Source organism: Candidatus Megaera polyxenophila, assembly GCF_029982035.1.
Classification (GTDB): domain Bacteria; phylum Pseudomonadota; class Alphaproteobacteria; order Rickettsiales; family Rickettsiaceae; genus Megaera; species Megaera polyxenophila.
Map to the genome: position 1 here is coordinate 61,393 of NZ_CP104166.1, position 15,938 is coordinate 77,330.

General features: G+C 34.2%; 17 protein-coding genes. 12 read left to right on the forward strand and 5 right to left on the reverse strand.

Annotated elements, in window-relative coordinates; all coding sequences use genetic code 11:
• Positions 1-125: 125 nt before the first annotated feature.
• The 6 genes from ccmA to N3Z16_RS00315 all read left to right on the forward strand — a co-directional run bounded on the left by ccmA (position 126) and on the right by N3Z16_RS00315 (position 4,613).
• Positions 126-731 (forward strand): heme ABC exporter ATP-binding protein CcmA, encoded by a 606-nt coding sequence (gene ccmA / locus N3Z16_RS00290; RefSeq protein ID WP_410519474.1) that lies wholly within the window; start codon positions 126-128, stop codon positions 729-731.
• Positions 732-997: 266 nt separating this feature from the next.
• Complete coding sequence (locus N3Z16_RS00295) at positions 998-1,489, forward strand: heme exporter protein CcmB (protein ID WP_223938396.1); 492 nt, start codon at positions 998-1,000, stop codon at positions 1,487-1,489.
• A gap of 116 nt (positions 1,490-1,605) precedes the next feature.
• Positions 1,606-1,986: a DUF2670 domain-containing protein gene (locus N3Z16_RS00300; RefSeq protein ID WP_223938397.1), complete on the forward strand. Its 381-nt coding sequence runs from the start codon at positions 1,606-1,608 to the stop codon at positions 1,984-1,986.
• Between the two features lie 86 nt (positions 1,987-2,072).
• Entirely contained in the window at positions 2,073-2,609 is a 537-nt protein-coding gene (gene petA, locus N3Z16_RS00305; RefSeq protein ID WP_223938435.1) for a ubiquinol-cytochrome c reductase iron-sulfur subunit, read from the forward strand.
• Positions 2,610-2,611: 2 nt separating this feature from the next.
• Positions 2,612-3,817 carry a cytochrome b gene (locus N3Z16_RS00310; RefSeq protein WP_223938398.1) on the forward strand — a complete coding sequence of 402 codons (1,206 nt, stop codon included), beginning with the start codon at positions 2,612-2,614 and terminating at the stop codon, positions 3,815-3,817.
• A gap of 37 nt (positions 3,818-3,854) precedes the next feature.
• A complete protein-coding gene (locus tag N3Z16_RS00315; protein ID WP_223938399.1) occupies positions 3,855-4,613 on the forward strand; it encodes a cytochrome c1 in 759 nt (252 codons plus the stop codon).
• Positions 4,614-4,807: 194 nt separating this feature from the next.
• Here N3Z16_RS00315 and N3Z16_RS00320 read toward each other — a convergent pair whose 3' ends face one another.
• The 3 genes from N3Z16_RS00320 to N3Z16_RS00330 all read right to left on the reverse strand — a co-directional run bounded on the left by N3Z16_RS00320 (position 4,808) and on the right by N3Z16_RS00330 (position 8,896).
• Positions 4,808-5,749 (reverse strand): AEC family transporter, encoded by a 942-nt coding sequence (locus N3Z16_RS00320; RefSeq protein WP_223938400.1) that lies wholly within the window; start codon positions 5,747-5,749, stop codon positions 4,808-4,810.
• An 82-nt stretch (positions 5,750-5,831) separates the two neighbouring features.
• Positions 5,832-7,280 (reverse strand): NADP-dependent isocitrate dehydrogenase, encoded by a 1,449-nt coding sequence (locus N3Z16_RS00325; RefSeq protein WP_282486291.1) that lies wholly within the window; start codon positions 7,278-7,280, stop codon positions 5,832-5,834.
• 92 nt (positions 7,281-7,372) lie between these two features.
• Positions 7,373-8,896, reverse strand: a complete 1,524-nt coding sequence (locus N3Z16_RS00330) for an NTP/NDP exchange transporter (RefSeq protein WP_282486292.1) — start codon at positions 8,894-8,896, stop codon at positions 7,373-7,375.
• Between the two features lie 254 nt (positions 8,897-9,150).
• Between N3Z16_RS00330 and N3Z16_RS00335 the strand changes: the two genes are divergently transcribed.
• The 4 genes from N3Z16_RS00335 (at position 9,151) to N3Z16_RS00350 (ending at position 12,659) form a co-directional block, all read left to right on the forward strand.
• Positions 9,151-10,785 carry a hypothetical protein gene (locus tag N3Z16_RS00335; protein ID WP_282486293.1) on the forward strand — a complete coding sequence of 545 codons (1,635 nt, stop codon included), beginning with the start codon at positions 9,151-9,153 and terminating at the stop codon, positions 10,783-10,785.
• A 125-nt stretch (positions 10,786-10,910) separates the two neighbouring features.
• Entirely contained in the window at positions 10,911-11,588 is a 678-nt protein-coding gene (locus N3Z16_RS00340; RefSeq protein WP_282486294.1) for a hypothetical protein, read from the forward strand.
• A gap of 5 nt (positions 11,589-11,593) precedes the next feature.
• Positions 11,594-11,887, forward strand: coding sequence for a hypothetical protein (locus N3Z16_RS00345; RefSeq protein WP_282486296.1), 294 nt, complete (start codon positions 11,594-11,596; stop codon positions 11,885-11,887).
• A gap of 25 nt (positions 11,888-11,912) precedes the next feature.
• On the forward strand, positions 11,913-12,659 hold the full coding sequence (locus N3Z16_RS00350; protein ID WP_282486297.1) for a hypothetical protein: 747 nt from the start codon (positions 11,913-11,915) through the stop codon (positions 12,657-12,659).
• A 9-nt stretch (positions 12,660-12,668) separates the two neighbouring features.
• Here N3Z16_RS00350 and N3Z16_RS00355 read toward each other — a convergent pair whose 3' ends face one another.
• Both N3Z16_RS00355 and ppa read right to left on the reverse strand, forming a co-directional pair.
• Positions 12,669-13,847 carry an MFS transporter gene (locus N3Z16_RS00355; RefSeq protein WP_282486298.1) on the reverse strand — a complete coding sequence of 393 codons (1,179 nt, stop codon included), beginning with the start codon at positions 13,845-13,847 and terminating at the stop codon, positions 12,669-12,671.
• A 52-nt stretch (positions 13,848-13,899) separates the two neighbouring features.
• Positions 13,900-14,421, reverse strand: coding sequence for an inorganic diphosphatase (gene ppa, locus N3Z16_RS00360; RefSeq protein ID WP_223938407.1), 522 nt, complete (start codon positions 14,419-14,421; stop codon positions 13,900-13,902).
• Between ppa and N3Z16_RS00365 the strand changes: the two genes are divergently transcribed.
• Both N3Z16_RS00365 and N3Z16_RS00370 read left to right on the forward strand, forming a co-directional pair.
• Positions 14,366-15,586, forward strand: a complete 1,221-nt coding sequence (locus tag N3Z16_RS00365; RefSeq protein ID WP_282486299.1) for an IS630 family transposase — start codon at positions 14,366-14,368, stop codon at positions 15,584-15,586. The two genes, ppa and N3Z16_RS00365, sit on opposite strands and share 56 nt — an antisense overlap.
• A gap of 46 nt (positions 15,587-15,632) precedes the next feature.
• Entirely contained in the window at positions 15,633-15,932 is a 300-nt protein-coding gene (locus tag N3Z16_RS00370; RefSeq protein ID WP_282485684.1) for a transposase, read from the forward strand.
• Positions 15,933-15,938: the final 6 nt, after the last annotated feature.

Below are 15,938 nucleotides of genomic sequence, written 5' to 3' on the forward strand. Positions count from 1 at the left end.
TACTGATTTAGAATTATGAGTAGCACCTGCACAATATCCATGGTAATAAAACTGTATATTAAGTACAACTAATATTATTAACGTTTACGGTTTATAAGAAAATTTATTATCGGTAGTGTATAAAAATGCTCTCTCTAAGTTCTGTCTGCATAAATACTAATGAATCTGAACTTATAAAAAACCTTTCTATAACCTTTCTGCCTAGTGCAATAGCTTATTTTAGAGGGAAAAACGGATGCGGCAAAACATCCTTGTTACGTGCCATCGCCGGAATAAAAGGGGTATCTTCAGGACAAATTACTTTTGGTAAAAATAATACACCAATAGAGGAGCTACCAAAACCATACTGCATTTATATTGGTCATAAAACTGGTGTAAAACCAGAATTAACTGTAATTGAAAACATAGAGTTCTGGGCTAAAACATACAATTCACCTGAATTAGTGGCTGCCGCTATTTTTTATTTTCAACTTGAAGAGTATATACATACCAAATGCTACGCCCTTTCAGCTGGTCAGCAACAGAAAGTTGCCTTGGCTAAATTGCTTGCTTGTTCTTCCCAGGTTTGGTTACTTGACGAAGTTGAAAACAATCTTGATTCAATTAGCAGACAGCTTTTAACTAACCTGCTTATTTCAAAAGCCAATAACGGTGGCATAATAATAGCTAGCTCGCATACCGAAACTTTGATTGATTCCGCCTTAATTATAGATTTGGCTTCTACTTCCTAGCCATATTTATTTTATTAAATTGGTGAAGAATTATTTGAAATTGTCTAAGAGCCTATGTTAGGATGCAATCCTGCGGGTGATAAAAATCACCCCCAATCTTAAATTTTAATTTTTTAATGATCCACTTTATAAAGCACGAATTCTTTCTCCAAAACAAAACATGCAACTTAACCAAATATTTTTTTATCTTTTTTGTCTTTTGCAATGGTAGCATAACTATAGTAAGCTCACATGATAAAATTGCTAATTTGGGTATTATTTTTGCTGTGATTTCTATACCACTTTCATTAATTGGTATTGCCGCAAATTTTTTAAAATCAGAAGTTGAAGATGGTTCATTAGAGATGTTGCTTACATCATTTAAGCCTATTCAAATAATTTTAGCTAAATACCTTGGTTTATTTATCTGTGGAAGCATAGCTTTTATGTTAAACATCCCAATTTCATATCTCCTGTTTAATATAGATGTATTCCAGTTAAACTTGGTAATTATTACCGGATTATCATTAATGGCCACAAGCTGCGGGGTAATAATTTTAATATCATCTATCCAGTGTTATTTCCGTTCAAATACCCATTTGCTTTCAACTTTACTCCTTCCGCTAATTATACCAAGTATTATACTTTCAGGTATTATTATACAAAGCGAAAACAATAGCTATTCCCTTTTCTTAATAATGACCGGAGTAAACTGTATTATTATCCCGATATCTATTTATCTATCAAGCTACCTAATTGAAAATATTTACAACATATAAACACAAATATTTGGTAATAGAAGAAAATATCATTTCTTCTACTAATAATTCAGTTTACACTGGAGACAAGATTTTAAGCAATTAACGCAATAATTAACTTAATTAGGATTTAAGTTATGTTCGACTCGTTTATAGGAAAATTTAAAGTGCTTTTTAAAAGCCCGTTTACAGTTTTTGTTTATGGTATTTTAAGTAAATGGTTTATTACTATTTTTATTACTGGAATTGTTGTTGCATACTGGGTTTTCAAAGGTCTTAGCGATGCAGGAATATTAAAAAAAGCTGAAGACATAGTATTTGATGCACTCATCCAAACAAAATCAGTAGCCCAATATTGCATCCCTAAAATAGCTCATTTTGGCGATTTTTGGGCTTGCTTACAGGATCCCCCGGCATATGTACCAAGTGATGAAGAGGCGAAACTAGAGCAAGGGATGAAAAAAATTATAGATCCGATAAATTATAACAAACCGAACCCTTATGATAATGAGGACTAAACAAAATTTTATTTAATTTATTGATATAATAAATTCATGTTTATATAATGCCAAGAAGTTTAATAGTGATTGAAAATAGACCACTTATGTCAGACGATAATTTTTCAGAAAATTCAAATAAAACCACAAGAAGAGATTTTGTAACCCTTACTGCAAGTAGCCTAGCAGCAGTGGGAGTTGCTTGTAGTGCATGGCCGCTTGTTGATTCCCTGAATCCATCTGCAGATGTATTAGCTCTTTCTTCAATTGAGGTCGATATTTCGTCAATCGAACCAGGTCACACTATGACTGTCAAGTGGCGGGGCAAACCTGTGTTTATTAGAAATAGGACTGAAGAAGAAATAAAAGAAGCTAGAGAAACTCCTATGTCAGCACTTGTGGACCCTCAGGAAGATAGTGCAAGGGTTAAAGCAGGTCATGATAAGTGGCTTATAACAATTGGCATCTGTACACATCTTGGATGCGTACCACTTGCAAATAAAGGTGATTACCTTGGTTGGTTTTGCCCGTGCCATGGGTCTCATTATGATACTTCAGGAAGAATAAGAAAGGGACCAGCACCATTAAACCTTGTAATTCCTCCCTATGAGTTTATTTCAGATACTAAAGTTAGGATCGGATAGTTATGAAGGACAATGAAGTTCAAGATGCAGCTAAAACTGATGGGGTTATTGCCTGGATAAATTACAGATTGCCAATTTTCTCATTTTTATCCCATTTTGCTGTTTATAAAACTCCCAAGAACCTAAATTATATGTGGAATTTAGGTTCGATTGCCGGTATTGCTCTTGTTATCCAAATAATAACTGGCTTAGTCTTGTCTATGCACTACACTCCCCATGTAGACTACGCATTTGATAGTGTAGAAAAAATCATGCGTAATGTTAATTACGGGTGGTTGATTAGATACATGCACGCTGTTGGGGCATCAATGTTCTTTGTTGCAGTTTATTTGCATATATTCCGCGGCTTATATTACGGCTCCTATAAAACCCCAAGGGAATTGCTATGGCAAATAGGCTTAGTTATTTTCCTTACTATGATGGCTACAGCTTTCATGGGATATGTTTTACCCTGGGGGCAAATGAGCTATTGGGGAGCAACGGTGATCACTAACCTGTTCTCTGCTATACCGCTTATCGGTGAAAGCATTGTTACATGGCTATGGGGTGGTTTTTCAGTTGCTAACCCGACTTTAAACCGGTTTTACTCACTACATTTCTTATTACCTTTTATTATTGTTGCTCTTGTTATTCTTCATCTTTGGTCACTACATACCCATGGGTCTAATAACCCTAAAGGAGTGAAGCTAAAAGAAAAAGATATGATTCCTTTTCACCCTTATTATACAGTAAAGGATTTTGTGGGTTTTGGAATTTACCTGTTGATATTTGCCTATTTTATATTCTACAAACCAAATTTACTGGGCCATCCGGATAATTACATACCCGCTAATCCTTTAGTTACTCCTGCTCATATTGTCCCTGAATGGTATTTCCTGCCATTTTATGCAATACTTAGAGCTGTACCATCAAAACTCGGAGGCGTAGTATTAATGTTTGGTAGCATTCTGATTTTATTCTTTCTGCCGTGGATAGATAAATCACCAGTAAGGAGCGCTAACTATAGACCGCTTTATAAATGGGCATTTTGGATATTTGTAATTAATTGTTTAGTACTTGGTTATGTGGGAGGCAAACCTGCCGAAGAGCCGTACCTAACAGTTAGCAGAATTGCAGCCAGTTATTATTTTTTTCATTTTCTTGTTTTAGTACCTTTAATTGCTAGAATTGAAAAACCTTTGCCATTACCAAAGGAATCAGCAGAATAATAATGTTATTTAGGTAAAGATAAAAAAGTAACAGATTATGTATAATAGAGTTATTATTGCTTTGTTAATATCCTTTAGCAGCTTTGGTGCACTTGCTGACACTACTGCAAAACAGCCCTTGCAATTAGTTTGGCCATTTGAAGGAATATTTGGAACATTTGATAGGCAAGCCGCTCAGCGTGGCGCTCAAGTTTATTTTGAAGTCTGCTCAGCCTGCCATAGCAATCATAATCTATACTATAGAAACTTAAAAGATATAGGTTTTTCAGAAGCTGAAATCAAGCAACTTGCTCAAAAATACACAGTTAAAGATGGTCCAAATGCAGAAGGTGAAATGTTTGATAGACCTGCTCTACCGTCAGATAGATTTGTTTCCCCCTATCCAAATGAAGAAGCAGCAAGAGCTGCTAACAATGGGGCATATCCGGTAGATTTATCCCTTATAATAAAAGCAAGGCATGATGGTCCAAATTATGTATTTTCGCTATTGTCAGGTTACCAAGAAGCACCCGCTGACATTAAATTGATGCCAGGTCTATATTATAACCCGTATTTTGAGGGTGGGCAAATAGCTATGCCACCACCGCTAACTCAAGGTCAGGTAACTTTTTCTGATGACACCCCAGCAACTGTAGAACAAATGGCAAAAGACGTGGTTGTGTTTCTACAATGGGCAGCAGAACCGGAGATGGAGCATAGAAAATCCATGGGTCTAAAGGTTATGATTTTCCTTTTAGTTTTTACTGTATTTTTCTATATGGCAAAAAAGAAAATCTGGAAAAATTTATCAAAATAAGCTGCTAAACCAGATATAAAAATTTAAGTATCCGTACCACAGAACTAAATATTAACAAACTGCAACTTTGCCTGTTAATGGCATTTAGCATTAGCAATGGTGGGTATTTATATTAGATGAGCAACAAATTACAATGTCCTGGCAGGCTAAAATTTAATTGGTTATAATTGATATAAGGTTTTTTAATTAGTTTCTTAGCCTAAAGGTACTGTAATATCCTGTAAGAAGATTAAAGCCATAACCGGCATATATATAAGTACAAAAACCAAAGAAAGCAAAACCGCAGTGGCAACTTTTTCTGGATATATTTTATAAAGCGAAGCAAGAACAATTGTGTTAGTAGCAAGAGGAGCAACACAAAGTAATTGCAACGCATTATAGTATTCATTGTTATACCATCCCAAAAAAAATCTATCACAGATAATAAAAATATTGAATACAACCGGATAAAATAAAAACTTACTGGCAAAAGCCGCTGCCGTAAATTTTAAATCTAGTTCAAATTTTTTGACTTGAGAAAGCGCAAGACCAATCATAACCATACCAAGAATTGAGTAAGCTCCTTTCATATTAGACACAAATTCCTGGAAAAAACTTGGCAATTGAAACCCCAAAAGGCTAAGAGAGCACCCTAAAAAGAAGGCATTAAGTAAGGGTAACTTAGCAATCTTTAACATACTTTCTTTAAAAGTACTTACACTTCGTGCACAAAAATAACAACCAATAGAAGCATCATAAATTGCAATCCCAATTAGTCCAAGGACATATATACTAAGGGTATTATCATTAAATATACTAGTAGCTACAGGTAAAACTACATATCCACTATTACCTGTCCCTGCAGAAAAAGCTAAAATATTTCTATGACTATCCTGCCATATTTTTCCATATAACCAATAACTGAAAAAACCCAAAAAACTGCATATGACAAAAGTAACACCAGTAATTCCTAGAGAGCTAAAGGTAAGTTTTGTACTGGCAGGAATTGCAAAAAAAACTATTGGCGCTACAAAATAAAATAATAACGAAGCTATACTATCTTTTTCGACGTTCGAAAACCTACCTGACAAATATCCTATAACTACACTTAGCAGAGATGAAAGGACTTTAAAAAATACTAGACTAAATATTGCCATTTTGAAATTATGCGAGCTTTAATAAACTCAAAAAGGAATAATTATAACATTAACCAAATATTATATCTAGTTTAAATTACAACTATTCCCCTTGGGCTAAAGAGTAACCTGGCTTACCGTCAAAATTATATAAATTTTCTACTTTGATAAAATCAATTTTGGCACTCGCTAATTTACTCAATAAATTAGTAATATCTTGATGGGTTATCTCTCCTGAATCTGGCATAAACCTGCAGCACCAATGATCGGAGTTCATAAAGAAACTATCATCACGTGGCCAAAGCTTTAACCCTTTAGAAGAAATAGTTCTAAGTACCATCGGGCCTGCATCTATGGGGTTGATCTTGGCAGCTACATCATGAGCTGAATTTACATTCATATCAATAAAAACATCAAGACCTACCAGAGATTTTTTCTCCTTCATATTAATCTCATAAACAACGCTTTTAGTTTCTTTTTCGGTAGATGAGTTGTAAGCAGCAACCATCAATTTCGCAGGTTTCTGCCCTAGCCTCTTTACCACTTCCTCAGCAAATTCCTTAGTTCCAACTTTTTTAGCAGATGTTTCTGTGTTATAAATATCAGCTGTATGGACTCCATCCTCAAGGGTTCTTTTCCATGCATTTTCGATTAAAGCTGCTACCTCTCCCTGTCCGATATGGACTAGCATCATAATTGCTCCGTTAAGTAAACCGGACGGATTGGCAATATTTTTTCCTGCTATATCAGGAGCTGACCCATGGATTGCTTCAAATAAAGCAAAATCCTTACCGATATTTGCCGATCCTGCAAGACCGACGGACCCTGAAATTTCAGCTGTAACGTCAGAAATAATATCACCAAAAAGGTTAGAAGTTACTATTACGTCAAAAATTTCTGGTTTAGTAGCAAGCCTCGCCGTTCCTATATCAACTATATAATGCTCATTGGCAATAGATGGGTATTCCTTAGCTATTTCATTAAAAACCTGATGAAAAATACCATCAGAGAATTTCATAATGTTATCTTTGCTAAAACAAGTAACTTTCTTACGATTATTTTTTACAGCATATTCAAAAGCATACCGGACTATTTTTTCACAACCGGTTCTGCTAATTAATTTTACTGATTCCCTAACATTATGAGTATGCCTATATTCAATACCGGCATATAGATCTTCTTCATTTTCTCGTATTATGACCAGGTCAAGCTTGGGATGCAAAGTACTAACAAACGGGTAATAAGATATTGAAGGTCTAACATTAGCATACAGCCCTAGGGTTTTTCTCATAGTTACATTAAGACTCTTATACCCTCCCCCTTGCGGAGTGGTAATTGGAGCTTTAAGTAAAATTTTTGTCCGCTCTATGGATTCCCATGTATCGGGCGCAATCCCCGATGTATAGTTTTTGTTATATAATTTCTCACCTACTTCAACGACTTCGACACGAATTTTTGCCTCGGCTTTCATTAAGATATGCAATACAGCCTGCATGATTTCAGGGCCTATTCCATCGCCATATGCAACTGTAATTGGCGTAATTTCTGACATTATATACCTCTCCTACTGTTAACCATTTTCTGCAATTTTAGCATAAATGGAAGTAACGTAGCTATAATATCATTAAATGCAAACAGCAGTTTTTATATGGCTGATGCTTTTAGAACTTTTTTGTAATCCCTATTTAGTAATACCACGCCATAAACCCACACTAAGCAGACAATAACGAATATAGCAGCTAAAAACCCTGCTATATCTTCGTGGTGGGCAGCTGGAAAAATAGAAAAAGTGACAAATTGTACTGATGCTCCGATCGATTTGCCAAGCTTTGCTCCAAGGATGTCCACTGCTGCTTTACCTTTAGTTTTCATTTCTTTATCGAGTGGTATATAAACCATCTCCTTAGTAGCATCAAAAAGAGAATATTTGATACCTTTACCAAGCACATTTTGTAATCCACCAATAAATACGATAATGACTAAAGGCGATAAATGTAATAAAGTCGCAAATATTTGATTTAAATGCTCTTCTAATAGCACAAATCCAAAAAACATTCCGCCTGCAATTAGCGTTACCAAAGGCGTAAGCACTGCTCTCCAAAACCAACCAAAAAGCCTAACTATGGTATTACCGATAAAAGCAAAAACTAATGTACATACTCCGGTCCAAAATAGCACATTGCCTTGATAAACCATAAAATCTTTGGTTTCCGGATATAAAGCTTTTGTTCTCGACATCCATAACCCCTCAATTAAGTTTATCGAAGTGCTGTAAGATACCATTAATATGCAAATAATAGCCAAATATTTCGAGGTAAAAACCATTTTAGCACTGTGCCGAAGCCCTAATTTTAATATATCCGTTCTTTGATTTTTAAAAATTATACCCTTGATAGTTTCAATATTTTTTATCTCAATGTAGCGATGCAATAACAAACAGATTACTCCGGATATCAATAGGAGTATCGTTATTGATTTTAAAATCACTTCTGAGGAATTGGTAATGCCTGTAAATAACGGCAATAAGAAATGCTGACCTTTAGAAAAATAAATTATAATACTACCGGAAATTAACAAATTTGTCTGCCCAAACAAACCAAAAAATACATAATACCTGGTGGCTTCCTCAGTTTTAGTTATTTTATTAGCAAGCTGCCAAAAAAATAGCCAAAAAATTATTAGCGGCCACAGCTCACCCATTATATAAAATAAAACATAACTCCATTTTCCCCACATAACGATAAACCATTTAAAATGCGGAAAAAGCCCAATATAAGTCTTGATTCGTTCGGGATCAGGGTGAAAAAACTCAGTATTAGGAAAAATAATGTAAGCAAAACAGGCAAAAAAAACAAGAAATCCTGTAACTACTATACGAAAAACCTGCTCAGTAGTCATCACATTACACATACGTACATATAATATTACGAACAATATACCCATAGGTGCTTCACCCCAGAGTTTTATAAAGCTAAGAATTTCTGTACCAATCATGGTAACAATAAAACTATCTTTTATACTGCGTACTAAATTTTGATTTAGCAGTATAAAAAACATCAGCAGAGCCATTGGCAAAAACTTATGCAGCTCAGTTGACCGAATCGGCCATATTACGTACCTTACCCTACTATGCCTAATCTTTGACCACAAAATAGCTATTTGTGACATTAAAACTCCACTAAAATTCATCTACCACTACATTTGGAAGCTGAAGCTAAACCATCTGCTTAGAACTGTCAACGGATCAATAATAATAAATATTTCAAAATATTTAGAAAAATAATTTGCAAAAGAAAAAACTTCTTGCTATAGGTAAAATTTATACAACTTTAAGTTAGATTTAATATTATAACTTTAATTATAGATTAAGTCATTAAGGCTGTATTTCGTTAAATTAACAATTTTAATATGAGGAGTTGTTTATGGCTAAAGGAAAAGAAGAAGGTAAAGAAAAGGAAAAAGTGAAAGAAAAGAATATTGCTGAGTCTCTAAATTCTTCTGAGTTAAATTTATTGGAAAAAATTTATGGGAATTTGTTAGTAAAAGCAGGAGAATCTTTACCCGATAAAGAAGTTATAAAATTAGGTGATAAATACCTAACTTCAGAGAGTATGTTGGAGCTATTTTCTAAAAAGCCCGAAGAAGCTTATAAAGCACTGAGCGCCGCTAAGGAATTCAATGATGGTATGTTTATTAAATTAATAGTTTATGAAGAAATATGTTCTAAAGGAAAATTTACTTTTAAGCATCCCGAGTATCTACTGAAATTAGTACAAGAAGGTAGTTTTAATCTACAAGACCCAATGCTCCTTGCATATGCGGTACGTCTTAGTAATGAAAAGCTCGCCCTATCTGTTACCAAAGAACTTGTTAAAAAAGGAGCTGTAATAGCTGATAATATTTTGTTTCATTCTTACAATAACCCTGATATTACCAAGTTCTTACTAATAGAAAAACCATCAATAATTACCTGCCAAAATAATTTAATGGGAACTGATGCAGTAATCAAAAAAGTACAAACAAAAATTTTACAATCAACATCAAAAACAGAACAGCATAAATTCAAAACAACTTTAGAATTATTAAAAGCTGCTAAAACCGGAGGTGAAGATTTAAATATAAAACTGGATATAATTTGCCCTCCTATTTTTGATAACGAATATAGTAAAAATTTTTTTGAAAAATATTCTGAGCTTTATAAAGCATTTGGTAAGTATGGTTTCTCTCTCCTTAATAATAAACAGATTGCACAAACATACCAGGTTATAGAAGAGATCATTAAAGCTGGAGGTAACCTTAAGGGCGTAAGTAAAGAATTTGAAAATTATGTTTGTGGTACTTCATCACCCGAAATTGTTAAATTGTTATTTAAAGAACCAATCCCTCAGGATGTATCCAGTACCACTTCTACTACCACTACGAGCGTTAGCACAACTTCTAGCCTTGAAAAACCTTCTTCTAGCTCAGGCTCTAGTAGTACTTCGGAGTCTTATACTACTACCGCTTATGATAGCACTCATGATAAAGCCAGGATAACTATTGATGAAATTAGCTATAATACCAAAATTACCGAAAATAAAGTCGAATTAAGAGATGCTACTAGCGATGAACTTGTCTGTACCGTTCAAATCGAAAATGGCCGGGTAAAATTAATTTACAGTTCACATGAAATTTATACAATTGAAGAAGATGGATGGTTATTTCACAATATATGTGGAAGATTCTCAGGCTTTTTTGATAAGGGGTCACTACATAAAAGAGAGATTATCCATGTTTGTGAAAACCTACTTAAACAACAAGCAGGAGGAGCTACAGGGAACTCAGATTCCACTACTTTAAGTAGTTCAAGCTCGAGTAGTACTTCAGAACCTAAAACTGCAATTACTTCGGTATCTGCTACTACCTTACCTTTAGGAGGTGACTATATTGATGGAGAGAACATGAGTACTACCGTAACTACTTCAAGCCTCATTACTCTGTCATCAAGTACTACTATAGAAAGTATCAGTGATGTATCTCTAGCGGGGGGAGACAGTAGTTCTACTGATGCAGCTTAAACAAGCGCACTAAAAACATATAACAATGTTTACCAGAGTTTAGGGTACACCAATATTGCTGGACTAAAAGTACCTTAAACTCTGGCGCAGCATATAATCAAGTAATTTAATTTAGGCCTAATATTATGTCAAAAGAAAAAGAAGAAGGAGAGTATTTTATATCACTTTACGAAACCTTATACAAATTTAATATCAATCCGATAGAAGCTGCAGGATTCAAAGGGGGAAAATACGGGCAGGCCATTATTGATGCTGTAGGTTCAGGACAAACCTTAGCTGGCTTAACCAAAGATCAGCAAATTTATATGATAGAAGTAATGAAAAATATATTGTACCCTAAAAGCAGAGAGCAAGAGGAAGAAGGTGGTTCAATTCCAAATTTAAAATTTTTAAAAAATCTACCCAAGAGTTTTACAGATTCACTAAATGAATCTGCCCATTCCGTATTAGAATACTACATCCAAGGCCAAGATTCCAGCAGCAATTCTAGTACCACTTCGACTACTACTACTAGCGTTAGCACAACTTCTAGCCTTGAAAAACCTTCTTCTAGCTCAGGCTCTAGTAGTACTTCAGAACTTCAAACTACTACTGCAGTATCCACTGCTGTTTTACCTTTAGGCGGTGACTATATTGATGGAGAGAGCATGAACCCTACCGTAACTACTTCACGTACTGTTACAACCATAGCTACTTTGCACTCCAGTACTATATTATTTTCTCCATTAGATCCAATAGTCGCTGCTACACAAGATACCAGTACAGAGCTAACCGGGCAAAACCCAACAGCTGCTACAGAGTAATCGAAATGACCAAAAGAAAATTATCTGAAGAAGCAAATAATTTAAAACTACCAGATTTGAATACATTTAACATATCTTTGGAAATCTCTGAATCTTCCGATTACATACTTTTTGTGCGCAATCAACAGGATGATGAAAAAAGCAAAACATTAGAAAAACTTTGGCAAGAAGGAAAAAGAGCAACAGATAAGCTCCTTGAATTGTTAAAATCCCCAATTATAGATGATGTAGCCGTTACTGCCCAGCCAATTGGTGAAAGCAGTGAAACTCACATAGCAGATGACGACCAAACACAGTAATTAAAAAAACTAATAGTAGAAAATTATGACTAAAACAAAAGAAGATAGTTGGAAAATTATTTTGAAAAAACGCTTTGAGGATGACATTTATAAAAAATTTCGTAAGTCCTGCATAGATGATTTTCTAGAAAAAGAATATAATCATTGGAAAAAAGATTTTAGCTTAAGTAAACAAACATTTATTAAATGCTACACTTCTCAATCAGGTGAATGGCTATATGCCCCGGATTTGCCTAATTATATGAGTAAAAATTTTGTTTGTGATAAAAATTTTGATCCATTAGCAGATGGCAGCACTATATTTCCAGGTACTGGAAAACCCTTCCAAATTTTTAGAGCTCAGAAGCCTACAAATGAATGGGAAAAGCTTTTTCCTAATTTTATTGTTAAGGATTCTGATACTCGTTCTATAATCAGTGATTATGATGTTATTAAAAGCACTATGTCAAAAATTGTTGGATCTCTGATTCCCGGGATACTTAAAAATATAAAAAACTTCATTGAAAAAGGGGTTACTATGAAAGGTGTATCCCCAGACTTACAGAAACAAACTGTAAATTTAATAATTTATTCAGCAGATCATGAAAAAAATAAGGAAGCTGCTGATTTGTTAAAGCTGTTTCTTGGTAATCAAACGTTTAAAGAGGCCCTAGAACCATCATGCCTTACAAAGTTAATTGCTAGAGAATCAGCTATTACAGGACTCGATTTATCATCTGCTGAGATAGTAATTATCGGTGAACATTCATCAGAAACAAACGATAGCGTATGATTTTTACTATTACCGGGCTATCCCTTTAAGATAGCCTAGGGAGTATAGATAAAGCGTTATCAATAATCCTGTTAGCATCATAATAATAAGAGCTATACCAATAACAAAGAAATTACCGTAATATAACTTGCTAACTATACTAAGGGAAACAGAAGTAAATATCAATCTAACAGAATGGATTACTACCGACGCTTTACCCATATGATTTGTTATGGCAGTTAAGGCATTAGCGTATAAAAAATTAATCAAAAATGCCGTCCCGACTGTTAAAATAGCCATAGCCGCAGTAATGATTTTCGGCTCATCTATTCCCGTTAATACAATTATAAACTGGCATATTATACTAATAAAGCACATCACTATGCTAAACAAGAAACAATTTTTACAGCCAAATTTATCAACTATTAACCCATTCATCAAACTTATGATCCCAAATATTATGGCTAATATATTTTTATACCACATATATTCAATAAGAGGCACTCCTAAATCATTAACATAATAAATAGGCGACATGCTAATAAATACCCAATAAGGGGCTATAATAAAGCATAAAGCCCCTGTAAATATCATTAATTTACGGGACTTAATTAAGGTAAAATATTCTTTAAATGGTAAGAAAACCGTGATTTTACCATTTACTTTGTTACTAGCCTCTACAACCTTGTAACTCAAAACCCAGGCAATAAGGGCCATAACAAAAACTGCTAAAAAATTAAAGCGCCAACTAGTATACATACCTAGATAACTACCAATAGTTGGTGCCATAGTCATAATTAAGGTAATAGAACCATTAATTAATCCTAGCCTTGTTAGCTGATCTCGGAATTTACTAGTCTCAATTAGAATTACATAACTTAGTACCGTTGGACCGGCAATAGTAAGCCCTTGAACAAACCGGCCAAATAATACCAAACCATAATTACCGGCTAACGCACAGAGTAAAGTCGCAGCCGCAAATATAGCTAAACTGCTTATAATTATTATGCGGTAATTGAATTTATCACCCAAAAAGCCTGCTATTAATCCACCAAGACAATATCCTATAAAGTTTAAACTTAAAGATAGTTGCACTTCAAAGGGAGATAAGCCAAAATGTTTTTGTAATACAGGAATACAAGGAATAAAAAAATCTGCTTCTGACCTGGAAATAATACAGATAGTCAGGACAGTAATAAATAATAACATTTACCTATATTTTATTGATTTTAGGAGTTTTTCATCCTGTTTTTTGCAATAATTATTTAGCTCTCGTAATCGCTTCTTCAATTAAGTCTAAAGCTTTCTTAGCATTTTCCCAACCGACGATCCTCACCCATTTACCTTTTTCAAGTTTTTTATAATTTTCAAAGAAATGGTTTATCCTATCTTTAGTTATTTGCGGGACATCATCAATATCCTTGATACTTTCAAACGTTACATCTATTTTATTAATAGGTACAGCAAGAATTTTTTCATCTATACCGGATTCATCTTCCATAATTAAAACACCAACCGGCCTTACTCTAATAATAGCCCCCGGAATAATAGGATATTGGCTCATCACAAGCACGTCTGCCGGATCTCCATCTTGGGAAAGAGTATGAGGAATAAATCCGTAATTACAAGGATAAAACATAGGCGTTTGCATAAACCTATCGACCATGATTGCTCCAATCTCCTTATCAAATTCGTATTTCACAGGATTATCATTCATCGGTATTTCAATGATAACATTAAAGGCATTATCTTTGGTTTTTGCTGGGATTTTATCTATAAACATAATTATTCACGTAAGCAATTTACTATCTGGTTTTTTATTTAATAGATATCTATTAACCCACCAATTAAATACCCGACATAACTATTGCCAAGAAGGAAGGAATTTGTATAATGCAATAATGTCAAAAAGTGAAGATTTTAGGAAATTATCAATAAGCGCACAAGCGTCGATGAGAAAGATTGCTCTAAAACTAGTAAAAAGAGGAGAGAGTCAATCGTCGGTAGGTGAATTAATAGGAGTGAGTCGCCAGACAGTAAATGAATGGGTAAGGAGGGAAAAGAGAGGCGACAAGTACGCAATTAGTGGGAAGTTAAGAGGTAGAAAGATAGGAGAGAAAAGGCTTATAACCGAAGATCAAAGTAAAATAATACAAGGGTACGTAAATATCTCTAGACCAGAAGATCACAATATCAAATCAGCATTATGGTCAAGAAAATCAGTTAATGCACTCATCAAAAAACATTGTGGATTTTTTCTTCCCCTAAGTACAATAGGCGAATATTTAAGAAGATGGGGGTATACTGCACAAAAGCCAAAGAAGTTAGCATATGAGCAGCAACCCAAAAGGGTTCAATTTTGGTTAGATGAAGAATATCCGTCAATAGCCAAGCAAGCAGAATATGAAAAGGCAGAAATACATTGGTGCGACGAAGTAGGGATAAAACAAGAGTGTCAGGTATTACAAAGCTATTCTTTAAAAGGAAAAACCCCTGTTGTGATTCATAAATCGAAGAGATTTAGTATAAACATGATATCCACTGTTACAAATAACGGTAAGCTAAGGTTTATGCTGTACGAAGAGACACTAAAAACAAATGTATTTATAGAATTTTTACGGAGGTTGGTAAAATACTCCAAGAAAAAAATCTTCTTAATCCTAGATAATCTCAAGGTTCATCATAGCAAAAAAGTACAAATATGGACTCGGAAACATAAAAAGAAAATTTCTTTATTTTTTCTGCCTCCGTATACTCCGCAACATAATCCGGATGAATATTTAAACAACGATTTAAAAAGAAATGTAAATAGGAAACATATACCTCTTACAAAATCTGAACTCCAAGGGAATTTAAAATCTTACCTAAGGACTCTGCAAAATAACCCAGAACATATCAAAAGATTATTTCAGGCGAAATATAATGGTACCCAAAAACTGGACTGCTAAAAATGAAGAATGAGATATAATTTCACAACAAGGAAATGGAAATTATATGTCTAAAAAAGCGAAGCAATATAGTGCGACGGAAAAAACAAAAATTGTTATAGAAGCAATAAAAGCTGAAATGACAATAGCACAAATAAGCAGTAAGTACGGGGTTCATGCAACTCAAATACAAGCATGGAAAAAAAGAGGTATAGAAAATTTAGTTAGTGGTTTTCAAGTTAAGCCGGCAACAAAAGATCCAGACAATCAAGATTTGATAAAACAATTATATGAACAAATAGGACAGTTAAGCGTTGAGCGTGACTGGCTGAAAAAAAAATCTACATTGTTTGGACTTGGAAACTAGGAAAAG